We start from the raw sequence: 22,488 nt of genomic DNA on the forward strand, positions 1-22,488 counted from the left end.
GCGCACAAACTTCGGCGTAACTGGATACAATCATGGGTGAATACCTACTGTTGCTGGTAGCAACCGTGCTGGTAAACAATTTTGTGCTAGTGAAGTTTCTTGGCTTATGCCCTTTTATGGGCGTTTCAAATAAGCTGGAAACAGCTATTGGCATGTCCGCTGCAACCACTTTTGTGCTTACTCTGGCTTCAGTATGCAGCTATCTGGTGAATACTTACCTGTTAGCCCCACTAGATTTACTGGCTCTGCAAACCCTGAGCTTTATTCTGGTAATTGCCGTGGTAGTGCAGTTCACCGAAATGGTGGTGCACAAAACCAGCCCTACTTTGTATCGCCTGCTTGGTATTTTTCTGCCATTGATTACCACTAACTGCGCAGTACTTGGCGTGGCACTGCTGAATATTACCGAACAACACAACTTCGTGGAGTCTATTATTTACGGGCTCGGCGCTGCTCTTGGCTTCTCGTTAGTGCTTATTTTATTCTCTGCATTGCGCGAGCGGCTAGTGGCAGCCGACGTTCCGCTGCCCTTTAAGGGTGCTGCTATTGCCATGATTACCGCTGGCTTAATGTCACTCGCATTTATGGGCTTCACCGGACTGGTGACCATTTCATGAGTTTATTAACTGCAGTACTAGCACTAGGACTTCTCGCCCTGATATTCGGCGTGGTACTTGGCTTTGCCGCGGTGAAATTCCGCGTGGAAAGCGACCCTATAGTGGATCAAATTGACGCTATTTTACCGCAAACCCAATGCGGACAATGTGGCTATCCGGGTTGCCGGCCATACGCTCAAGCTATTGCTAACGGCGATGACATTAATAAATGTCCACCGGGCGGTGAAGCGACTATTCGTGAGCTAGCTGATTTAATGGGTGTGGAAGCCAAACCGCTGGACTCTGCTCACGGTGAAGAAAGTACCAAAAAAGTTGCTGTGATTCGCGAAGATGAATGTATTGGTTGCACCAAGTGCATTCAGGCCTGCCCGGTTGACGCTATTTTAGGTGCCGCCAAACATATGCATACGGTCATTGCGCATGAGTGTACCGGCTGCGACTTGTGCGTTGAGCCATGTCCGGTGGACTGTATCGACATGGTGCCGGTAACCGTGAAGCCGGAAACCTGGCAATGGGATTTAGAGCAAATTCCGGTGCGCATGGTGGAGTCCAGTAACTAATGCAGCGTAGTAAAGAATTAATCGAGCAAGGGCATATCTGGACTTTCCCTGGTGGCATTCATCCACCAGAGCGCAAATACGCGGCCGCTGAACCTATTCGCGAACTCCCTTTGCCCGAGCGTTTTATTCTGCCGTTACGCCAGCATATTGGTGAGCCCGCCGATATTCTGGTGAAGCCCGGCGATACCGTGCTTAAAGGGCAAGCGCTAACCAATAGTAAGCAACACGGTCAGTTGCCGGTGCATGCGCCATCGTCCGGCGTGGTTAGTAGTATTGGCCCGGCACGGGTTGCACACCCGTCTGGTTTAGCCGATACCTGTATTATTATTGAACCTGATGGCGACGACCGCTGGGGCGAACGCCAAGCTTATGCGGATTATCGCAATCACGACCACGCCACCCTGTTGAACCATATTCAACAATCAGGCATTGCCGGACTTGGCGGTGCAGGCTTTCCTACTGCGCAAAAACTGGCACTGCAAAAGCCACTGGATTACCTGATTTTAAATGGTGTGGAGTGCGAGCCTTATATTTGTGCCGACGACCGCCTGATGCGCGAGTACGCCGCAGAAATTATCAGCGGCGCTGAAATTCTGATGTATCTGGCTGATATTCCCAAAACATTAGTTGCGGTAGAAGATAACAAGCCAGAAGCTATCAAGGTTTTAACTGAAGCCTTGCAAGACCATGCAACTATAACCTTGCGGGTGGTGCCTACCAGATATCCCTCTGGTGGCGAAAAGCAACTAATTCAGTTGCTTACCGGGCGTGAAGTGCCAAGCCGAGGCTTACCTATTGATATAGGTTTGGTGATGCAAAACGTGGCCACCGCCTTTGCGGTAAAGCGCGCCATTATTGACGGCGAACCATTGCTTCAACGCGTAGTTACCGCCACCGGCGAAGCCTTACAGCAACCGGGCAATTACTGGGTTCGTTTAGGAACGCCGGTTGCCCACTTGCTGAATCAGGCCGGCTTTCAGGCCGAGCCGCAACAGCGCGTCATTATGGGCGGTCCGATGATGGGATTCGCCCTACCTGATTTAACGGTTCCGGTAGTAAAAATAACCAACTGTATTTTAGCGCCAAGCAGTCGTGAGTTACCCGACGCCGAACCGGAAATGCCCTGCATTCGTTGCGGTGCCTGTGCCGATGCCTGCCCTGCCAGCTTATTACCGCAGCAATTGTACTGGCACGCCAAAGCCAAAGAGTTCGATGAGCTTGAGCAGCAAAACTTATTCGACTGCATTGAATGTGGCGCTTGCGCCTATGTTTGCCCCAGCGCCATTCCACTGGTGCATTATTACCGCAAAGCCAAAGCAGAAATTCGCAATATAGCGCGTGAAAAAGCTCAGGCCGAAGTTGCCCGCGAGCGCTTTGAAGCGCGCCAGCAACGGCTGGAACGTGAACAGCAGGAACGCTTGGAGCGCCATCGTAAAGCGGCCGAAGCCCGTAAACAATCGCAGGCAGAAGCCGCGAAAACTACCGGTAAAGATCCGCAGGACGCGGTAAAAGCAGCATTAGCTCGCGCCAAAGCGCGCCGGGCAAAACAGCAAGCCCAATCCTCATCCGACGACGACAGCTGAGAATCGCATCATGACTTTTCGTATCGCTCCGGCGCCACATACAAAACCAGCTCGCAGCACAGGTCAGGTTATGCGACTGGTTTGCTATGCCTTAATTCCGGGTGCGTTGGCCCATTACGTTATTTTTGGGCCAGGTATTATTATTCAGCTGTTACTGGCAACTATTACCGCAGTAGCCACCGAGTTTTTATTCACCCAGGCGCGCCGTCGCACCAGCCACAATACCTTAGCCGATTATTCCGCCGTGGTTACCGCAGTGCTGCTGGCGTTGAGTATTCCCTCACTGGCGCCCTGGTGGATTATTGTTATAGGTACCGTATTTTCCATTGGCATTGTGAAGCACCTGTACGGCGGTATTGGCCAGAATATTTTCAACCCAGCTATGGCTGGCTACGTGGTGCTGTTAGTGTCATTCCCACTGCAAATGACCAGTTGGCCGCTGCCGGCTGAGCTCAGTAATTTTAGTGTGTCGTTTTATGATGCCACCCAGCTCATCTTCAGTGGTTACACCGCCGACGGCTATAACGTGCAACAGTTGAAAGCTGGGGTTGATGGTATTTCTATGGCCACGCCACTGGACACCCTCAAAACCGGATTATCGCAGCAACTAACCACCCCGGAAATCACCAACAATCCAATCTTTAGCGGTATTGCCGGGGTTGGCTGGCAGCTACTTAACGCTGCGTTTTTATTAGGTGGTTTGGCACTTATTGCCACCCGCGTAATTAGCTGGCACATTCCGGTTGGTTTAATGCTTGGGCTAGCCGTTCCGGCACTTATTGGCTCGGCCATTGCGCCCGACCAAAGCATTGGGCTGTTTATGCATTTGTTTGGCGGTGCCACTATGCTTGGCGCCTTTTTTATTGCGACCGACCCGGTATCGGCAGCCACCTCTAATCGCGGCCGGCTGTACTTTGGCTTGCTGATTGGCTTTTTGGTATACGTGATTCGCACCTGGGGCGGTTATCCCGATGGAGTTGCCTTCGCCGTACTACTGGCAAATATGTGCGTACCTATTATCGACAAATACAGCCAGCCAACCGTATACGGGCATAAAGGATCTTCATCATGACGCTTTCCAGCATGCAAAAAAATGGTCTGGTTCTGGCGGCGTTCGCGGTGGCTGCCACGCTGTTAATTGTGGGCACTGCACTGCTAACCGAAGATCAAATAACCGCGCAGCAGCAACAGCAGTTACGTAACAATTTAAATGCTGTATTGCCACAGGAAACTTACACCAATAACCTATTTGAAGAATGCCGTTTGGTCACTCACGAAGAACTCGGTGGTAGTCAGCCCAAACACGTTTATCTGGCTTATCAGCAGCAGGGCTTTGTTGGCGCGGCCATGGAAGTAACCGCACCCAATGGCTATAGCGGCGCTATTCAATTACTAGTAGCGGTTTATGCTGACGGCAGCGTGGCTGGCGTGCGTACTTTGAAGCATCAGGAAACACCAGGTTTGGGTGACAAAATTGAACGCCGTAAAAGCGACTGGATTGAATCTTTTGACGGTATGCAAGTTAACGGCGATGACGATTCGCGTTGGGACGTACGCAAACAAGGCGGCGTATTTGATCAATTCACTGGTGCAACTATTACTCCGCGCGCCGTGGTGCATGCGGTAGAAAACGCCGTGCAAGTGTTTACCGAGAATCAGTCACAATGGCAGCAACAACCCGCAAATTGTGAGGAGGTCGCCAGCGATGCAAGAATATAAAAACATTAGCCTACAGGGCTTATGGCATAACAACCCTGCCCTGGTGCAACTGCTGGGCTTATGCCCGCTGCTGGCGGTTACCGCCACCATAACCAACGCCATGGGCTTGGGTTTGGCAACTATGCTGGTACTTATCGGCTCCAACCTGACCGTGTCGCTGGTGCGTAACTGGGTACCCAAAGAAATACGTATTCCGGTGTTTGTGATGGTGATTGCGGCTTTTGTAACCGTTATTCAGCTGATTATGAACGCTTACTTTTACGGGCTGTATCAGGCACTGGGCATTTTCATTCCGCTGATTGTAACCAACTGCGCCATTATTGGTCGCGCTGAAGCTTATGCCTCGAAGAACCCCTGGCGCCAGTCGGCCTTTGACGGTCTGATGATGGGTGTTGGTTTCACGCTGGTACTAATGACCTTAGGCGGGCTGCGCGAAATTATTGGTAACGGGACCTTGTTCGATGGCGCCGAGTTACTGCTGGGCGAATGGGCTACTGCGTTACGCATCGAATTATTTACCGTTGACTACCCGTTGTTACTGGCTATTTTGCCGCCGGGCGCCTTTATTGGTATGGGCTTTATTATTGCCCTGAAAAATGCCATTGATCACTACCGTGAACAACATGCCAGCAAGCCCGAGAAGCAAGTCACCCGAGCACGCGTTACGGCGCAGTCGTAAAGGTTTTTCATGAATAAAAATAAACGTATTGAAATACTTCAACGGTTGCGGGAAGACAACCCGACCCCGACCACTGAGCTTGAATACAACTCAACCTTTGAGTTACTGATTGCGGTCCTGTTGTCCGCACAAGCAACCGACGTGGGCGTGAATAAAGCCACCCGCAAACTGTTTCCAGCCGCCAGTACTCCGCAGCAAATGCTGGATTTAGGCGTAGATGGCGTAAAAGACTATATAAAAACCATTGGGTTATTTAATTCCAAAGCCGAAAACGTGATTAAAACCTGCCACATTCTGGTGAACGAGCACGGTGGTGAAGTACCGGAAAATAGAGAAGCTTTGGAAGCCCTGCCGGGCGTTGGCCGCAAAACCGCCAATGTGGTGTTAAATACAGCCTTTGGCTGGCCGACTATAGCGGTAGACACACACATTTACCGGGTGGCCAACCGCACCCGTTTTGCGCCAGGTAAAACCGTGCGCGACGTGGAAGATAAATTAGTGAAGGTAATACCGGCGGAATTTAAAGTAGACGCACATCACTGGTTTATTCTGCACGGCCGTTACACCTGCATTGCGCGTAAACCACGCTGTGGCTCGTGCCGTATTGAAGACTTGTGCGAGTACAAGCAGAAGACGTCTGACGACGTCTCCTAGCCTCTGGTGATTACAGCATGCCCAGTAGTGGCTTGCTTAACTGAATCACTACCCTGCGGTTTTGAGCGCGTGCTAATTCGTCATCGTTACCGGCAATATGGCGGCGCTCACCATGACCTACAGTCACAATGCGCTCACCATTAATACCGCGTTCGGTAAAGAAGCTCTTAATCATTTCAGCCCGCTCTTCGGTTAACCGTTGGTTCGGCTCACGCGCACCGTAAGCATCGGTGTAAGCGTCAATAAGCACCAGTTCCAAATCGGTATCATGCGACAAGTACTGACCAATTTGCATCAGCTTCTGCTGGGCTTCGCGAGTCAGCTCGCCATTGTCGTCATCATAATTCAGCACTGTGTAGGCAATATCTTCAAAGCTAAATTTCAGCAGCCCGCTTACACAATTTAAGAAGTCGTCGTAATTGCGGCGGAAGTTTGCAGCCGATAAACCCACAGCTACCTGATCACGCTCGTTGTACCAATCCTGATAAAAGAAAGTTGGATGACGCCCTTTCTCCAGCTCGGTTAATACAGTCCAGGCCGCCTGCTTAGGTAATTCGCTATTAAACTGTTTGTACAGTTTCATCTCGCCCAACTCGTAAGTTGACGAACCCGGCCACCAATTAGGCGCAATAGATTTTACCGAGGCAATATCATAACTGTCGGGTAACTGCAGAAACTCAAGGCGCATGCGCAAGTTCAGTTGCTTGCTGGCTTCGCTGACAAATTTCACGCGCCCGTAACGAGGTACCTGATGCTCAAGTTCACATTGCAACGCGCTCTGCTCGGTCACTTCCCAGTTGGAATTAGAAAGGTCCGCTGCATAGTGACGCACCGCGCTAGTAGCGGGCGCAATTAGCAAAGCGGAAGTCAGCAGCGCAGACGCAGTAGTCAGGTACTTCAATTTCATACTGTATCCCGGGCAATGATTGATGCTTTTATATCGACCTTTGTTCGCAAAGCTTTAGCACAAGAAAAGCAGGAAGATCAGAACGCTTTCTGTAATAATGCGGTTTTGCGCCAAGCTACTTCGAATTCAGATTATCATTACCAATACTAATAGGAAGTTATGACTAGCAGCCAGCCAACGGAAGTATTGAACACCTCTACATCGAAAGACAATGCCGCGCTGATGAAGGCTCGTTTTCGTGGTTATTTTCCAGTAGTTATTGATGTTGAAACTGCAGGCTTTAATGCCAATACCGATGCCCTGCTCGAAATCGCTGCGGTTACTCTGAAGTTCAACGATGAACAGCAACTGGTACGTGACGAGTCAATTCAGTTCCATGTTGAGCCGTTTCCGGGCGCAAATATCGAGCAGGCCGCTATTGATTTTAATGGCATCGACCCACACACGCCATTGCGTGGTGCTTTGCCTGAAATGGAAGTACTAAAAGAGTTATTTAAACCTATTCGCAAGGCTCAAAAAGCGGTCGATTGTCAGCGCTGCGTGCTGGTTGGCCATAATGCCACCTTCGACCATAACTTTTTAATGGCCGCTGCTGCGCGCACCGAAATCAAACGTAATCCGTTTCACCCCTTCGTCACTTTTGATACTACTGCGCTGGCAGCGCTAACGCTGGGGCAAACCGTACTGGTAAAAGCTTGTCAGGCCGCCGGCATAGCGTTCGATAGCAAGCAGGCCCACTCGGCTTTGTACGACACCGAACGCACCGCAGAGCTATTCTGCTGGATGGTAAATCGCTGGCAACAACTGGGCGGCTGGCCCATGCAATCCGACACCACTTCCGACTAAACCGATAAAAAAAAGCCCCGCATAAGCGGGGCTTTTTATTGATAAGCCATATTTACAGCTTGTCAGAGTTCTTAGACAGGTAGCTAGAAACGCCTTTCGCGTCTGCTTGCATACCTTCGTCGCCTTCTTTCCAGCCTGCAGGGCAAACTTCACCGTGTTTCTCGTGGAAGTTCAGGGCGTCAACCATACGCAGCATTTCATCAATGTTACGGCCTAATGGCAGGTCGTTTACTACCTGGTGACGTACCATGCCTTCTTCATCAATCAGGAATGATGCACGGAAGGCAACGCCTGCTTCTGGGTGCTCAACGTCGTAAGACTTACAGATGCTGTGCTTAGTATCTGCTACCAGGGTGTATTTCACTGGACCAATACCGCCATCAGACACAGCAGTGTTACGCCAAGCGCTGTGAGAGAATTGTGAATCAATAGATACACCAATAACTTCAACGCCGCGCTTGTTGAATTCTTCTAAGCGCTTATCAAAAGCGATTAGCTCTGATGGGCAGACAAACGTAAAATCAAGTGGGTAAAAGAACACCACTGCTTTTTTACCTTTAATGGCATCAGACAGTTTGAAATCTTCAACGATTTCGCCAGAACCTGATACTGCTGCCGCAGTAAAATTGGGTGCTTTACGACCTACTAATACAGACATGTTTTATCTCCATTGTTATCTATTAAAATTAATCAGTACGAATTTTGTAATCAACGCAGCGTGCTTTATTCACTAGCTTCCGGCGCCGGATGACGTTCGGCTACGTCTTTAATCAGGCTTTGTAACTCGCCCTTTTGAAACATTTCAATAATGATATCGCAGCCGCCGACTAATTCGCCTTCAACCCATAATTGTGGGAAGGTAGGCCAATCAGCGTAAATTGGTAATTCTGCACGAATATCGGGATTCTGCAAAATATCCACAAAAGCGAACGGCTCGCCACAGTTCATTAATGCCTGTGATGCCTGAGAAGAGAATCCGCAGCTTGGTAACTTCGGAGAACCCTTCATATACAATAAAATAGGATGCTCAGCTATTTGCTGCTTAATTCGTTCAACCGTTTCCATGACTACCTCACGTGGACTTATTTAAAGCGAGATTATAACACACCCGTTTTGGTCGGGTGAAATCAGCGCTTTTAAAAAAACATTCTATACTTACCCTTGAAAGATAAGCCGAATTGCACAATACAGAGTATATGAAGACGGGTTGTAGCGGATTCAACCGTTACACTCAGAAATAATCACTCGAAAAGCCAAGGGAGAATTAACAATGGCATTTGAATTACCAGCTCTACCTTATGAAAAAAACGCGCTTGAGCCGCATATTTCAGCCGAAACTCTGGAATATCATTATGGCAAGCACCACGCTGCATACGTTAATAAACTGAACGATGCGGTAAAAGGTACTGATTTAGAAAGCAAATCCCTGGAAGATGTGATTAAAGCATCAAGCGGTGGCGTGTTTAACAACGCTGCACAAGTATGGAACCATACTTTCTACTGGAACTGCTTAAGCCCAAATGGTGGCGGTGAGCCATCCGGCGCTGTTGCTGACGCAATCAGCAAAAAGTTTGGTTCTTTTGACAAATTCAAAGAAGAATTCACTAACCAAGCAGTTGGCAACTTCGGTTCTGGCTGGACCTGGCTGGTGAAAACTGCAGACGGCGGTGTTGATATCGTAAACACCAGTAATGCCGAAACACCAGTAACAGACAGCAGCCTTACTCCGCTGTTAACTGCTGATGTGTGGGAGCACGCGTACTACATTGATTACCGTAACGCGCGTCCAGACTACATGAAAGCATTCTGGAACCTGGTTAACTGGGATTTCGTAGCAAAGAACTTTAGCTAAGTTTCACTACAATTAGCTCAAATAAAAAAGGATGAGCTTGGTTCATCCTTTTTTTTACGTCATTTTTACTCAACCAAAACTACTCAATTAAGTTATCAGGAATATCTGCACGCATACTCTGCCAGATTTTACCCGATTCAATACCGTAATGACGTACCAAATTTACCGCTTCGTTGCGTCCGCCTTTCAGCGCAATTTCACGTAATTCTGCATAATACTTAGTTGCCAGTTTGCGCGCTTCAGCATTCGAGAAGTAAAAATTACCAATGCGCGAATACAAACCTTTAAAGCCATTTAGTACCAGCACGTAGATAGGATTTCCCGACGCCAGCGCTAAATCATGATTCAGGCGGTAATCGTAAGCGCTAAAGGCCACTGAGGTATCTTCCAACTGCTCAGCGTCTTTCAGCAACTCCAGTACTTGCTCCGGGTGATTCTTTACTGCGGCCCGAATATAAATAGCGCTGATGTTGGTGCGTGCTGACAGCAATTGATCAACTAGCTGCGGCATGCCGTCTTCGTCCAGCCGTGCCAGAGTTTCCAGAATATTTAAGCCTGAGGTTTCCCAGAAGTTGTTAACCTTAGTTGGCTTGCCGTGCTGAATAGTTAACCAGCCGTCACGGGCCAGTCGCTGCAACACTTCCCGCAAGGTGGTTCGGGTTACGCCAATTAGCTCAGAAAGCTCGCGCTCAGCCGGCAGTATAGTGCCCGGCGCAAAATGTCCGTTCCAGATGGACTTAACAATATATTCCTCAGCGAATCCTGCCGGGCTTTGTGCTTTTATGATCATTTTGTCGCCTATCACAGCACGCGATCGGGCTGCGTGATTGCATTGGTTATATGGTTGTTATAATTCCGCTGATTTTATCAGGCTTTATAATGGTCGGACAAGTTTTAACATGATTGATGTATCGACAACAGCTATAGCTTCAGTTATCTTCAGCAGCACTATTTAAGTCCACATGGACGTTAAGGTTACTGGGTTAACCTTTGGTATTCATAGACGAAAACATGGCGTATACACATGATACATAAACTTGGAAAGTTGGTTGAACGCTCCGGAGCCTGGTGGTTACTGTTCGCATCTGCGCTGATTTTTATCATCGTAGCTTTGTATTTTCAATTCGCCATGGGCCTGGAACCATGCGTGAAGTGTATATATCAACGTGTTGCTATGTTCGGTATTGCGCTGACGGCATTGCTACCGGCCCTGTTACCAAGGTACGCAATCACCCGGTTTGCCGGGCTGGTGGGCTGGCTGGTAGCGTCAGTGTGGGGCTATCTGATTGCGGCAGAACATGCTGCTATGCAAACGTCCGCGAACTCCTTTTTCGCCGTTTGTGAAACCTTCCCGAACTTTCCGAACTGGGCACCGCTGCATCAGTGGCTACCAAATTTATTTGCCGCACCGGGCTTATGTGGTGACATTGACTGGCAATTCTTAGGGCTTTCTATGCCAATGTGGCTACAGATTATTTTTGCGGCCTACGCGCTGATTGCAGCGGTATTAATTCTGGTGCGGGTGCTGAAGTTTCATCGCTTTTAATCGCGACTAAGCCTGGTCATTCTTTATCAAAGAGTGGCCAGGTCACTATTCTATCTTCCAAATCACCATGATAACGATGTTCACTCACGCAACGTCCGGCGGCGCTAATACCTGCCTTGCGAAGTGCGGCCCTACTGCCATTATTTAGTAATGGATGCCACGCTGCTAACCCACGACCTTCCGCCAGGCGACGATAGGCGCAGGACTCAGGCATGTAATACACGTCGCTAAGATTGTCCGGGCTTAGCACGACGCAATCGGGGACATGTTTAAGTCTGTTTGGGTAATCGCTGCACTGAGCGGTACTGGTTTCTAATAGCCGACAGGCGATATCGGTAAACACCACTTCCTCTTCAACGGCGTCGGCGTCTTCATCAATGAGTTTGTGCAGGCAACATTTGCCGCAACCATCGCACAGCGCTTCCCACTCTGCAGCAGACATTTCTGTCAGTGCTTTGTGCTCCCAAAACTCGGTCATCTCGCTACTCGCGTATGCCACTGCCAGGATTTGTTCTGCTGCCTATCAAGTAAGCTCAGTTCCAGTTCATCATGGTCGGCTAACGCCCCCACTCCTGCCGGCGTACCAGTCAGTAGTACGTCACCGGCACGCAAGTCAAACGCCTGCGACGCTTCATCCAGTAACTGCGGCAGCGCGAAAATCATGTCGGCCGTAGTGGCCTGTTGACGCAGTTCACCATTTATATGCAAGGAGAGTTGCAGTGATTGGCTCACCTCACCTGCGGGAATCCAGTTGGATAACAGGCACGAGCCAGCAAAAGCCTTGGCGCGTTCCCAGGGTTTACCTGCTTGTTGCAGCTGTTTTTGTAAATCTCGAAGGGTTAAATCTAATGCCAGACCATAACCCGCCACCAATTCCATGGGATCGCCGTTAATGGTTCCACTACTGGAATGCCCAATTAATACCGCCAGTTCCATTTCGTAATGACAACTACCGCGATCAGTTGGCCGGTGAATATTCTCAGCAAAAGCTCTTAACGAGGTATCCGGCTTCATAAATAACACCGGCTGTTCGGGTACCGGGTTATTAAGCTCGGCGGCGTGAGCCTGATAATTACGGCCTACACAGATGGCTTTGGTGGCCGGCAAGGCCACCTTATCGCCGTTTTGCCATGTATGTTCATACATAGGTAGTTATTAATTCCGTGGAAAGCGAATACGGTCCGATAAATAGCCAACCGCAGCCACAAAATAGTTGGAACGATTCCAACGCATAAGCGCATCGTAGTTGGCATAAGCCAGGTACACGCGGCCGTTACGGTCGTCAGGAATAATCACTGAGGCCTGCACATCGTCACGGCCCGGCAAATCACCACCGTCAAAGCGCCGCACGCCCAGCTCCTGCCACTCACCCAAAGATTTCTTGGTCTTCAGGGTTGCCAGTTCAACATCAAAGTCGTCCGGCAAGCTCACCTGACGACCCCAGGTAACGTCGTCACGCCAGCCTACTGATTTCAGGTAGTTCGCAGCCGAGGCAAATACGTCCGGAAAACTGTTCCAGATGTCTTTTTTACCGTCGCCATCATAATCAATAGCAAAGTTCATGAACGAGCTCGGCATAAATTGGGTTTGGCCCATTGCGCCAGCCCAGGAACCTTTCATTTGCTCCGGTTCAATGTGCCCGTCCTGGACAATAGTCAGGGCATTCCACAGCTCTTTTTTAAAGAAAGCTTCACGGCGGCCATCGAACGCCATAGTGGTTAATGCGGAAATAACATCAAAACCACCGGTGTAGCTACCGTAGTTGGTTTCAATACCCCACAACGCCACAATAAAGCGCGGCTGCACACCAAATTCTTCACCAACTTTGGTCAGCAGCTCTTTGTGCTCATTATACATTTCCAACCCTTTCTTTACCTTCCACTCGGGTACTGCCCGCGGTAAGTAAGTGTCCAGAGTTAGTTTGAATTCAGGCTGGTTTTTGTCAGCTTCCACTGACTTCTTATAATATTTCACACCAGCGAAGGCTTTATTTAGAGTGTCTTCGGTAAAACCTTCCGCTAACGCTTCTTGCTTGATGGTTTCCACATAAGCAGGAAACTCAGCAGCCGTTTTCCCAGACGTTGTTTCGGTTGCACTTTCCTGCGCGAGTAATGGCTGGCTCGCCATTGCAACTAGTGCAACTGTGAGTCCTATAATTCGTTTCATCATGGCGTAGCTCCTGGGTTATTGACCTTGCTGACGGTGTTTGTCTAATAGATTTTCAGGTGGTGGCGGCAGTTGCAGGTAATAGCCCGGCTCCTGCAAATGTTCCAGCAGTTCGACTGCATTTACCTGGGCAAGTTTCCGATCGGGCTGTAAATTCAAAATCATGACCTGTTGCGGCGTACCAAAAGATTGTAGCAGTACTGCAGGTAAGTCGGTTAAATCTTTACCATGCGCAACATAAAGGTAGGTGTCCGCGCGCCGCGGACTTTTGTAGACAACACACAACATAGGTTTTAACGCTGCAACAGTTTCTCTAAAGGTTCACGCAGAATAGCGCCCCGCCAGTCGGCGAACAAGTCTGGTTGCGGCAAACGCGAATAAAATTCAGGTGGAATTTGCCAGGCCCAGTGAATAATGTCGTTTATTTGGCGACGCGATGCGATGAGCGCAATAGGTATCTGCTGCTTATTCGCAACCGTTTGTATATGCGCTTTAATGGCATTGAAGGTATTTTTATAGCCAGGCATGTCAGTGAGCCGGTACAAAGGTGCCGGCGCGTCGGCCTCGCTACTTTCACGAGCTTTGCTGATTAAGGCTATGAGCTCATCACCAGCATACTTGCGGGTCATAGGCGGTAAATCAGTAATACTGTAAAGCTTGTCAGTGCGCTCTGGTAACTTGCGTGCCAGTTCCATTACCACATGCTCTTTGGCCACAAAACTTAGCGGAATATTCTCTTGTTCCGCACGCGTTTGCCGCCAGGCTGCCAGCTCTTTTAGCACCGCTAATTGCTGCGGATCTAATTGCCAGGCATTGCCAATAAATAAATAGAGTAAATCGGTGGGTACTTGCTGGGCACGTTTCTTAGCCTGATAGCTACTTTCAGCTAACACCAGATCGTAGTGCCCCTTTTCCTCAACCATTGCTAACAGCTTGGGGTAAATATCATAAAGATATTGCACATCAGCGGCTGCATAAGTAAGTTGGGAATCCGTTAACGGACGTTTCAACCAGTCGGTACGCGACTGAGATTTGTCCAGCGTAACCGAAAAGTAATGCTCAACTAGTGCTGCATAACCCATGGCATCGCCAATTTCGGCAAAAGCAGCAGCAACCTGAGAATCGAACAGATTGTTTGGTAGCTCGCCAGTTTTTTGCCAGAATATCTCGTAATCTTCGCCGCCAGCGTGAATGACTTTAACAACATCCGGATCTGGCAATAGCTTCCAGAAGGGTGCCAAATCTAAACCGGCAATAGGATCTATTAAGACTACTTCATCGCCACTACGCGCCTGAATAAGCCCGAGCTTTGCGAACAAGGTACGAGTTCGCACAAACTCGGTATCAATAGCTAACAGCTGGTGCTGACGCGCATGCTCACAAAACTGCTCTAGTTGATGCTGATCAGTTACCAGTTCGGCTGGATTCATTCCTGCTGCTTCTTCTCTTCTTCGTCACGAAGTTCACGACGTAAAATTTTACCAACGTTGGTTTTTGGCAGCTCTTCACGGAACTCAACCAGCTTAGGTACCTTGTAGCCAGTCAGATTTTCACGGCAGTGATCAATGACTTCACGCTCGGTTACTGACTTGTCTTTCGGGACAATAAATACTTTCACTACTTCGCCGGATGACTCATGCGGAATACCAACAGCAGCCACTTCCAGTACTTTCGGATGGCCAGCCACTACGTCTTCCACTTCATTCGGATACACGTTAAAGCCAGATACCAGAATCATGTCTTTTTTACGGTCCACAATGCGGAAGAAACCTTCTTCATCCACAGTAGCAATGTCGCCAGTAGCGAACCAGCCGTCCTGAATAGACTCGGCCGTAGCATCCGGGCGATTTAAGTAGCCAACCATGACTTGCGGGCCTTTCACCTGCAATTCACCCGGCTCACCCATAGCAACTTCTTTACCGGTTTCAACATCCATAATACGAATGTCTGTAGATGGTAACGGAATACCGATACTGCCGGTGTAATGCTCGATATCGGTTGGGTTGGTGGTTACTACTGGTGAACACTCCGTTAAACCATAACCTTCCAGCAAGCGAGACTTAGTCACTCGTTCCCACTGCTCAGCAACGCTACGTTGAACCGCCATACCGCCGCCAAGAGCCACTTTCAGATGGGAGAAATTCACATCTTTAAAGCCCTGGGTATTCAGCAAACCGTTGAACAGCGTATTTACGCCCGCAATCATGGAGAAAGGATATTTATTTAGCTCTTTCACAAAGTTTTTCATGTCGCGCGGATTGGTAATAAGTACGTTCTTACCACCGTGCTTCAGGAAGGTCAGGCAGTTCGCCGTTAGCGCGAAGATATGATAAAGCGGTAACGCGGTAATGATAGTTTCTTCGCCATCTTGCATCAGCGGTGCAACTACGGCTGAAACCTGTTCCAGGTTAGCAACCATATTTCGATGCGACAGCATGGCACCTTTCGCAGCACCTGTAGTACCGCCGGTGTACTGCAGGAAGGCTAAATCGTCACCCGTTACTTCCGGACGTTTATAGCTGGCTTTCTGACCTTTGCTAAGCGCCGCACGGAAACTAATGGTATTGCTTAACGAATAACCCGGCACCATACGTTTTACGTATTTAACTACTGCGTTTACCAACCAGCGTTTCGGCGCCGGCAGTAAATCACCAATGCCAGTGATAATTACTTTTTCGAGTTTTACGTCGTCTTCGATTTTGGCCAGGGTGTGAGCAAAGTTTTCCAGAATCACCAGGCCTTTGGCTTTAGAGTCGGTTAACTGATGCTTTAATTCGCGTGGTGTGTACAGTGGATTCACGTTCACGACCGTCATGCCAGCGCGCAGAATACCGAATAATGCGACTGGGTACTGCAGCAGGTTTGGCATCATCACGCCAACCGCGTCGCCTTTCTCAAAGCCAAGGCTTTGCAAGTAGGCCGCAAAGGCTTTCGTCTGCTCATCCAGTTCAATGAAGCTGAGCTCGCAATCCATATTTACGTAAGCCGACTTTTCGCCAAATTTACGTACACTTTCTTCAAAAATATCGACCAACGACGCATAATGATCGGGATCAATGGTATCTGGTACGCCAGGTGGGTAGCGTTTTAGCCAAATTTTTTCCATTGTCTCAACTCCTGCAAATTATAATTATAGTTTGGTTCAGGGGCACTTGTGCCCAAAATTGCCCGCAATCATCGCATATCCGACCAGTGAATTCGAGAGCTTAAATTGTCTTTGCAAGCTTGACAAATGTTTCGTAGCTTTGCCACATAGCTGCTGGTTGTTCCATGTGCACGTGGTGTCCACCTTCCATAACTTCCACCTCAAGCTGCGGAACAGCCGCCTGCCAGAGCTGCAAATGCTCATCTACATGGTTAAAGCCATTGGCACCGCGAATCAGTTTAAACGGGCACTTGATTTGCTCTAACACATTGGCAATTTGCTCAGGCGTGAGTCGAAACGGTGATTCCACCCGCACTCTGCCGTCAGCCCGAAACCGCCAGCTGCCAGATTGGTTTTGAGCACTACCCCGGGTAACTAATAACTCAGCCAGCTCTTTAGAGAAATCTCCCGCAGCCGTGCGCGCTGCAACAGCACGCTCAAACTCCGGGTAATCAGGGCGGCTTTTATTGCGGTAGTCGTGGCGACTACGAAAGCCTTTTAGTAAATCGGCAGCGGTGCGTTCCGGCGGCGCTGCCAGTAACCCGAAAGCTTCTACCGCATACAAGTTAGCGACTTTGTCCGGATCAATACCAGCCAGCATGTTGGCTACAAAAGCGCCCATGGAATGCGCTAAAATATTACACTGCTGCCATTGCTGCTGTTCCAGCAACTCCCATAAATCGTATACGTAGTCGATAAAGTAATAGTGATTGCCCGCAGGACGATGGTCCGAGTGTCCGTGTCCGGCCCACTCCAACGCCATAAAGCTATGGTCGTTATGTGCTCCTGAGCGCATAAACTCAGCCGCAATGGGCAAAAAACTGTGCGCATTATCCAGCCAGCCATGCAATGCAATTTGTGGTTGCACGTCGGCCTTGCCCCAACGCAACCCGCGCAAGCTGCCCCACGGCAGCTCAAACGAAACGGGCTCAGCAATTTGCTGAGCCCGTGCGAGCCAATCCTGTGTTGTCATGTCCATTTAAATAGAACTTCCCTTTATGGCTTAATGCTGTTGTTGGTTAGTCGCACCACCGGATCGGGCTGGCTTAGTTTCCAGTGTCCGAACCCGCGTATGAGGGCGATAATAATAGGGGTATGGGCCGTAAAACTGGTGACGGAACCACAACGGACTGTAGTCAATCTGAACGTCAGCTTTGCGTTCTTTTGTCCAAAGCTTTTTCGAAGTAACAGCCACGGTTGGGAATAAGTACTTATATTCATCAATAGTACCTTCCACCGGCTCAATCACTTCACCTACCACTGTAATACTGCGGCCTTTCTGATACACCAGCGGATCAACAAAGGATTCCAGTACAGCGCGGAAACGTCCGTTACTTTCATCGCTCACCAACGGGCGTCCCCAGTTTTTCAAATCAAAGTTAACCACTTCAATAATAGTGCCGTTGTCGGTATTGCTAACGCTGGCGATAACGCCGCCCCAACGCGCAGTTTCTCCCACCGCTTCAGTTGGCTGGGTTAACGCGCGTTCAAAACTGACAAGGTTAGTACCTTCAGGGGTCTGTAATTCTTCGGGAATAGCGGAACAGGCACTAATAGTAAGTGCTGCGGCGCTAATTAGAATGGATTTTAAAATATTCATGCTCATCTCCTGCTGTTGGCTCGAACCGGGCTATCACAGCAACCAAAGCAAGTTATGCGTATATATCGACACCAAACATGCTTTGTACTTGTTCGCGCTGCGGGTTTTGAGCAACACCCTGATAGGCCGCTAGTGCTTTTTGCGACGCCATTGATGGCATATCGTACTGTGTTTCAAACGCTTGCCATTGCTGCGCCTGCTTTTGTGCTTCGCGCTCATTCGGAACCGCCGGCACATTGATTTGCTCAGCCGCCTTATCACGGCGCGGATTATCCGCGCTTTGCTGGGTTTGCTGAGCCTGCCACTGTGGCTGCCCTACCCGCGTTTGTAATGATTTGAGTTCCACGTCGCTACTTATGCCTTAACTATCTGACCAATGCTTATTATGGCTAGTTCCGTCGCATTCGACAAGTTTAACGTCCTGGCAACTTTTGCCAGGTTACTTCATTACGTACATATAGCGGCTCAAGATCCGCTGCGGCAACCGCGTTTTCGAAAAATTTACTACTCGCGATAGCCAGCATGTCTTCCGCCAGCGGAAGTAAAACCTCTTCTGCGTGAGCTGTGTCAGTGCAACTGGCGAAGGCTTCGCGGTAGGTCACTACACCAGTTCCAACACTTACTGCCGGGGTGTACTCACCAAGCTGTTGAGCGAGCCACTGGGACTCAGGTTTACCCACCATAGGTTCAAGTGTGGTGTGCAACTGGCCGTCAACCTGTTCATAGGCGGCCAGATATATTTCACCCATGCGCGCATCAATGGCGGCTACCACACGCTCAACGCTTAGCTTACGTATGGCTTGATGGGCTAGTGCCGCCAGACTATTCACACCTACTACCGGGCATTGCAAGCTAAAAGCCAGGCCCTGCGCCACACTTACGCCAATACGCACACCAGTAAAACTGCCCGGCCCGTTACCCACCACAATACCCTGTATGTCGTGTAGCTTAATGCCTGCTTCGGCTATGACCTCATCCACAAAACCCAGCAGCCGCTGTGAATGCTCACGCGGACTCTCTGTTGCTCTGGAATAAATTTTACTGCCTACCTGCAAAGCTACGGAGCAGTTTTCGGTTGCAGTGTCTATGGCCAGCAAGTTGGTCATTTAATTAAGCCTCGGTGTTTTCAGTTATGTCAGTTATGTCAGTTACGTCAGTTGCTTCGGTAATGTGGGTATTCTTCAGAAATTCAAGCGCCTGCTCAAGTGATCGCGTGCGTTGCATGGGCGGTAAGCTGGCTAAAAAGGTTTTCCCGTAACCTTTATTCACCAGTCGGTTGTCGCACACAATTAACACACCGCTGTCGTGGCGGTCGCGAATCAGGCGTCCGGCACCCTGTTTTAATGCAATAACGGCTTGTGGTAGCTGCACCTTGGTAAATGGTTCTACCCCGCGCAAACGGCAATCTTCAACGCGTGCCTGCAGCAATGGATCGTCCGGGCTGGCAAAAGGCAGTTTATCAATCACCACACAACGCAAGGCATCGCCACGCACATCTACCCCTTCCCAAAACGACGAGGTGCCAAGCAATACCGCTTTGCCATCATTCACAAAAGCGTCCAGCAGCTCGCGTTTGCTGGTGGAGCCCTGGGTTAATATTAACCTGTCCGTGAAGGCTTCCAGTTGCTGGGCAATGCGCTGCAGCATACGGTGACTGGTAAACAGTAAAAAGGTACCGCCGGGATTAGCATCAACCACCTGACGCGCTATATCCAGCAGCGCCGCTTCCATTTCCCGTTCATGCGGTTGCGGCAGAAATCGTGGCATGCACAGCATGGCCTGCGACGAAAAATTAAAAGGGCTGGCTAAGCGCAGTGTTTGCGCGTCCTGCAAACCTAATTGTTCGGTGAAATGATTAAAACTTTCGCCAATAGCCAGCGTGGCCGAGGTAAACACCCAGCTCATTTCGCTGGCACGCACATAGCCGCCAAACTTGTCCGCCACACTCAAGGGTGTTTGATGCAAGGTAATTTGCCGGGCGGTGGTTTCAAACCAGAAGCTAAAACCGGTGCGATCGGTACTTAGTAATTGCTCCCACTTTTGCATAAACAGCACACAACGCTCATAGGCCTGGTCTAAGTCCTGATGTCGACCTAGTGCACTTTTCAATACTTGTTGCAGCAACTCAAGGCTTTCAGTTACCCGGGCAGCAGCCGCAATAACCGGCTCATGCTGCGACCATTCACGCCAGTTCCCACGTTGCGGGTCGGTGGGAAATGCCAGGCGCCAGTCGCGTAAACTGCTAATTAATTTATCGCCGACGGAATCTAACTGCCTTAAATCTTTAACTTCGGTTAAATACAGCAGCTTTATTTCCTGCGCCAGCTCATGTAACTGGCGGCTTGATACAGCTTCACCAAAATACTGGCTGGCAATGTCAGGCAACTGATGCGCTTCATCGAACACCACCGCGCCAGCAGCTGGGATCAACTCACCAAAACCTACATCTTTTAGCGCCATGTCCGCAAAAAACAAGTGGTGATTAACCACCACAATATCCGCCTCAAGCGCACTCTTTCGGGCCTTAACCAGATGACACTGGTCGTAGTCCGGGCAATCGCGGCCCAGGCAGTTCTCTACTGTGCTGGTAACGTGCGGCAATACCGCAGCATCTTCTTGCAGAACATTGAGTTCACCGACATCACCACTACGGGTACGCACTGCCCACTGCTTCACTTGTACTAATTGCTGCTGTAAGTCTTTACTCAGCTCACCACTATGTGAAACGGCTTGCTGTAATCGGTGCGTGCACAGGTAATTGGCGCGACCTTTGAGCAGGGCCACTTGCTTTTCCGGTGCCAGCGCATCACGCAGAGCCGGTAAGTCACGGTGAAATAGTTGTTCCTGAAGATTTTTAGTGCCGGTGGAAATAATGGCTTTCTTTTTACTGAGTAGAACCGGAGAAAGGTAAGCAAAGGTTTTGCCGGTACCGGTTTCAGCTTCAACTACTAGTTGGGTGTTCTTTTTTAGCGACAGCTCAATGGCTGTGGCCATATCAACCTGTGCCTGGCGCGGGTGAAAGCCCTGAATAGTTTTCGATAATAAACCCGTAGGGGAAAATACGTCTTCAACAGCAGCCATGCCACGCCCAATTAACAGCAGATTCAGCCGCCAATTATCGCACAGCTATGCATAAGTATCGAGATGCGGATGCTCATCGTCGTCGCTATCTTGATCCTTTTGCCGTTGTTGTTGCTGTTGCTGTTGCTGCTGTTGTTGAGACTGCCGCTGTTGTTCTTCATGCACAGCATTTTGTTCTTCTTCCTCGATTTCACGCAGGCGGGTATTTTTCTCCACCTGGTTTACTCGTTCGTGCTCCCTTACAAGTCCCACGCGAGTGTCGCGCGGAATGTACGGCAAAATCGCGTCTAAGCTTGGCATTTCGCCTCCCTGTTGCTATTTGACTATACAACCTCTGTACAAATTATAGCCACATATCGGTATAAACTCTAATATCTTTAGGGTTGCAATTCATATTTTTTTCGATACAATCTGTACAACTTAACCAATTCACCGCACGCAAGGGCATTTTTATGTTCATACAAAAGCATCGCCATCACCATCATTTATATGATCGCTAGCCATGCTTAGTGCGTAGAAGGCTAGCCTAATGGTTGCCTTCGAAAAATATACAACCCCCGAAGGGCAACCTTGCGGGGGTTTTTCGTTTTTTGTGCATTTATTAACAGGAGATTATCCGTGGAATCATCTTTAAGCAGTTCAAGATTGACTATTGCGATTCAGAAATCAGGCCGTTTAAGCCGCGAGTCTATTGACTTGCTGAAAGCCTGTGGCTTCAAATTCAGCTTACATGAATCGCGCCTGCTGGCGCACAGCACCAGCCACCCGGTCGATCTGCTGCGGGTTCGCGACGATGATATTCCTGGTTTAGTTATGGACGGCGTAGTCGACTTAGGTTTAGTTGGTGAAAACGTGCTTGAAGAAGCGCGCTTAGAGCGTTTGGCTACCGACTTTCCGGCGGTTTTCACCAAGCTGCGTAACCTTGATTTTGGGCAGTGCCGTTTGTCTATCGCTGTGCCTAAAGAAGCCAGCTACGACACGCTGCAATCATTAGAAGGTAAGCGCATAGCTACTACTTATCCGCACCTGCTGCAGCGCTACCTGAAAAACGCCGGCGTGAAAAACGTCAGCACCGCCATGCTCACCGGTAGTGTTGAAGTAGCGCCACGCGCAGGCTTAGCCGATGCAATTTGTGACTTAGTTTCAACTGGCGCCACCTTAGAAGCCAATGGCCTGGTTGAGAAAGATGTGATCTTCCGCTCACAAGCTCAGTTAATTCAGCGTCCGGGCGAGTTAAGTTCAGAAAAACAAGCGCTATTGGATCAGTTGCTACCGCGTTTAGATGGCGTACAACTGGCACGCGAGAGCAAATACATTATGCTGCACGCACCGAAAGCCATGTTGGAACGTGTGGTTGATTTACTGCCAGGCGCGGAACAACCTACCATTTTGCCGTTAAGCCACACCGACGAAACTGTTGCTGTGCACGTGGTTAGCACCGAAAAGCTCTTCTGGGAAACCATGGAAGAGCTAAAAGCCCTGGGTTGCAGCTCTATTCTAGTGCTGCCAATTGAGAAAATGATGGGGTAAACG

At 49.4% G+C, this 22,488-nt stretch carries 27 protein-coding genes; 11 read left to right on the plus strand and 16 right to left on the minus strand.

Annotated elements, in window-relative coordinates; translation table 11 throughout:
* Window positions 1-32: 32 nt before the first annotated feature.
* Genes rsxA through nth form a run of 7 tightly spaced genes read left to right on the plus strand, consistent with a single transcriptional unit; the run spans window position 33 to window position 5,812 of the window.
* A complete protein-coding gene (gene rsxA / locus CCE91_RS08315; protein WP_086434704.1) occupies window positions 33-617 on the plus strand; it encodes an electron transport complex subunit RsxA in 585 nt (194 codons plus the stop codon).
* Complete coding sequence (gene rsxB / locus CCE91_RS08320) at window positions 614-1,177, plus strand: electron transport complex subunit RsxB (RefSeq protein ID WP_086434705.1); 564 nt, start codon at window positions 614-616, stop codon at window positions 1,175-1,177. Before rsxA ends, rsxB begins: the two co-directional genes overlap by 4 nt.
* A complete protein-coding gene (gene rsxC / locus CCE91_RS08325; protein ID WP_086434706.1) occupies window positions 1,177-2,760 on the plus strand; it encodes an electron transport complex subunit RsxC in 1,584 nt (527 codons plus the stop codon). The genes rsxB and rsxC overlap by 1 nt, the downstream gene beginning before the upstream one ends.
* Before the next feature lie 10 nt (window positions 2,761-2,770).
* On the plus strand, window positions 2,771-3,832 hold the full coding sequence (rsxD, locus tag CCE91_RS08330) for an electron transport complex subunit RsxD (protein ID WP_086434707.1): 1,062 nt from the start codon (window positions 2,771-2,773) through the stop codon (window positions 3,830-3,832).
* Entirely contained in the window at window positions 3,829-4,479 is a 651-nt protein-coding gene (gene rsxG, locus CCE91_RS08335) for an electron transport complex subunit RsxG (RefSeq protein WP_086434708.1), read from the plus strand. Before rsxD ends, rsxG begins: the two co-directional genes overlap by 4 nt.
* A complete protein-coding gene (locus tag CCE91_RS08340) occupies window positions 4,466-5,158 on the plus strand; it encodes an electron transport complex subunit E (protein ID WP_086434709.1) in 693 nt (230 codons plus the stop codon). The genes rsxG and CCE91_RS08340 overlap by 14 nt, the downstream gene beginning before the upstream one ends.
* Before the next feature lie 9 nt (window positions 5,159-5,167).
* Window positions 5,168-5,812, plus strand: a complete 645-nt coding sequence (gene nth / locus CCE91_RS08345) for an endonuclease III (protein ID WP_086434710.1) — start codon at window positions 5,168-5,170, stop codon at window positions 5,810-5,812.
* 10 nt (window positions 5,813-5,822) lie between these two features.
* Here the strand turns inward: nth and CCE91_RS08350 are convergent, their stop codons facing one another.
* Entirely contained in the window at window positions 5,823-6,719 is an 897-nt protein-coding gene (locus tag CCE91_RS08350; RefSeq protein WP_086434711.1) for a flagellar protein MotY, read from the minus strand.
* Between the two features lie 222 nt (window positions 6,720-6,941).
* Between CCE91_RS08350 and rnt the strand changes: the two genes are divergently transcribed.
* Window positions 6,942-7,565 (plus strand): ribonuclease T, encoded by a 624-nt coding sequence (gene rnt / locus CCE91_RS08355; protein ID WP_234996305.1) that lies wholly within the window; start codon window positions 6,942-6,944, stop codon window positions 7,563-7,565.
* Between the two features lie 52 nt (window positions 7,566-7,617).
* On the opposite strand, the gene CCE91_RS08360 is transcribed toward rnt, so the two are convergent.
* Entirely contained in the window at window positions 7,618-8,223 is a 606-nt protein-coding gene (locus CCE91_RS08360) for a peroxiredoxin (protein ID WP_086434713.1), read from the minus strand.
* Between the two features lie 65 nt (window positions 8,224-8,288).
* Complete coding sequence (grxD, locus tag CCE91_RS08365) at window positions 8,289-8,630, minus strand: Grx4 family monothiol glutaredoxin (protein WP_086434714.1); 342 nt, start codon at window positions 8,628-8,630, stop codon at window positions 8,289-8,291.
* A 205-nt stretch (window positions 8,631-8,835) separates the two neighbouring features.
* Here grxD and CCE91_RS08370 point away from each other — a divergent pair, with 205 nt between their 5' ends.
* Window positions 8,836-9,417 carry a superoxide dismutase gene (locus CCE91_RS08370; protein WP_086434715.1) on the plus strand — a complete coding sequence of 194 codons (582 nt, stop codon included), beginning with the start codon at window positions 8,836-8,838 and terminating at the stop codon, window positions 9,415-9,417.
* A 79-nt stretch (window positions 9,418-9,496) separates the two neighbouring features.
* Here the strand turns inward: CCE91_RS08370 and fadR are convergent, their stop codons facing one another.
* Window positions 9,497-10,207: a fatty acid metabolism transcriptional regulator FadR gene (gene fadR / locus CCE91_RS08375; RefSeq protein ID WP_086434716.1), complete on the minus strand. Its 711-nt coding sequence runs from the start codon at window positions 10,205-10,207 to the stop codon at window positions 9,497-9,499.
* A 237-nt stretch (window positions 10,208-10,444) separates the two neighbouring features.
* On the opposite strand from fadR, the gene dsbB reads away from it, so the two are divergent.
* Window positions 10,445-10,963 carry a disulfide bond formation protein DsbB gene (gene dsbB / locus CCE91_RS08380; RefSeq protein WP_407681283.1) on the plus strand — a complete coding sequence of 173 codons (519 nt, stop codon included), beginning with the start codon at window positions 10,445-10,447 and terminating at the stop codon, window positions 10,961-10,963.
* Window positions 10,964-10,979: 16 nt separating this feature from the next.
* Here the strand turns inward: dsbB and CCE91_RS08385 are convergent, their stop codons facing one another.
* The 12 genes from CCE91_RS08385 to CCE91_RS12265 form a co-directional block, all read right to left on the minus strand.
* Window positions 10,980-11,441, minus strand: coding sequence for a YcgN family cysteine cluster protein (locus tag CCE91_RS08385; protein WP_086434718.1), 462 nt, complete (start codon window positions 11,439-11,441; stop codon window positions 10,980-10,982).
* The gene (locus CCE91_RS08390; protein ID WP_086434719.1) at window positions 11,438-12,109 is read right to left on the minus strand and encodes a fumarylacetoacetate hydrolase family protein; all 672 of its coding nucleotides are present in this window, start codon (window positions 12,107-12,109) and stop codon (window positions 11,438-11,440) included. The genes CCE91_RS08385 and CCE91_RS08390 overlap by 4 nt, the downstream gene beginning before the upstream one ends.
* Before the next feature lie 9 nt (window positions 12,110-12,118).
* Complete coding sequence (locus CCE91_RS08395; RefSeq protein ID WP_086434902.1) at window positions 12,119-13,129, minus strand: lytic murein transglycosylase; 1,011 nt, start codon at window positions 13,127-13,129, stop codon at window positions 12,119-12,121.
* An 18-nt stretch (window positions 13,130-13,147) separates the two neighbouring features.
* Complete coding sequence (locus tag CCE91_RS08400; RefSeq protein ID WP_086434720.1) at window positions 13,148-13,417, minus strand: YcgL domain-containing protein; 270 nt, start codon at window positions 13,415-13,417, stop codon at window positions 13,148-13,150.
* 5 nt (window positions 13,418-13,422) lie between these two features.
* Complete coding sequence (rnd, locus tag CCE91_RS08405; protein WP_086434721.1) at window positions 13,423-14,559, minus strand: ribonuclease D; 1,137 nt, start codon at window positions 14,557-14,559, stop codon at window positions 13,423-13,425.
* The gene (gene fadD / locus CCE91_RS08410) at window positions 14,556-16,235 is read right to left on the minus strand and encodes a long-chain-fatty-acid--CoA ligase FadD (protein ID WP_086434722.1); all 1,680 of its coding nucleotides are present in this window, start codon (window positions 16,233-16,235) and stop codon (window positions 14,556-14,558) included. The genes rnd and fadD overlap by 4 nt, the downstream gene beginning before the upstream one ends.
* Before the next feature lie 100 nt (window positions 16,236-16,335).
* Window positions 16,336-17,253 (minus strand): alpha/beta fold hydrolase, encoded by a 918-nt coding sequence (locus CCE91_RS08415; RefSeq protein ID WP_086434723.1) that lies wholly within the window; start codon window positions 17,251-17,253, stop codon window positions 16,336-16,338.
* A 24-nt stretch (window positions 17,254-17,277) separates the two neighbouring features.
* On the minus strand, window positions 17,278-17,874 hold the full coding sequence (locus CCE91_RS08420) for a Slp family lipoprotein (protein WP_086434724.1): 597 nt from the start codon (window positions 17,872-17,874) through the stop codon (window positions 17,278-17,280).
* A 52-nt stretch (window positions 17,875-17,926) separates the two neighbouring features.
* Window positions 17,927-18,220 carry a hypothetical protein gene (locus CCE91_RS08425; protein WP_086434725.1) on the minus strand — a complete coding sequence of 98 codons (294 nt, stop codon included), beginning with the start codon at window positions 18,218-18,220 and terminating at the stop codon, window positions 17,927-17,929.
* A 67-nt stretch (window positions 18,221-18,287) separates the two neighbouring features.
* Window positions 18,288-18,980, minus strand: a complete 693-nt coding sequence (tsaB, locus tag CCE91_RS08430; RefSeq protein WP_086434726.1) for a tRNA (adenosine(37)-N6)-threonylcarbamoyltransferase complex dimerization subunit type 1 TsaB — start codon at window positions 18,978-18,980, stop codon at window positions 18,288-18,290.
* A 4-nt stretch (window positions 18,981-18,984) separates the two neighbouring features.
* Complete coding sequence (locus CCE91_RS08435; protein WP_086434727.1) at window positions 18,985-20,955, minus strand: ATP-dependent DNA helicase; 1,971 nt, start codon at window positions 20,953-20,955, stop codon at window positions 18,985-18,987.
* A 45-nt stretch (window positions 20,956-21,000) separates the two neighbouring features.
* Window positions 21,001-21,255 (minus strand): hypothetical protein, encoded by a 255-nt coding sequence (locus CCE91_RS12265; protein ID WP_086434728.1) that lies wholly within the window; start codon window positions 21,253-21,255, stop codon window positions 21,001-21,003.
* A gap of 318 nt (window positions 21,256-21,573) precedes the next feature.
* Between CCE91_RS12265 and hisG the strand changes: the two genes are divergently transcribed.
* Entirely contained in the window at window positions 21,574-22,485 is a 912-nt protein-coding gene (gene hisG, locus CCE91_RS08445; RefSeq protein ID WP_086434729.1) for an ATP phosphoribosyltransferase, read from the plus strand.
* The last annotated feature ends 3 nt before the right edge of the window (window positions 22,486-22,488 follow it).

Origin of the sequence: Pseudidiomarina planktonica (genome assembly GCF_900177775.1) — a bacterium.
Classification (GTDB): domain Bacteria; phylum Pseudomonadota; class Gammaproteobacteria; order Enterobacterales; family Alteromonadaceae; genus Pseudidiomarina; species Pseudidiomarina planktonica.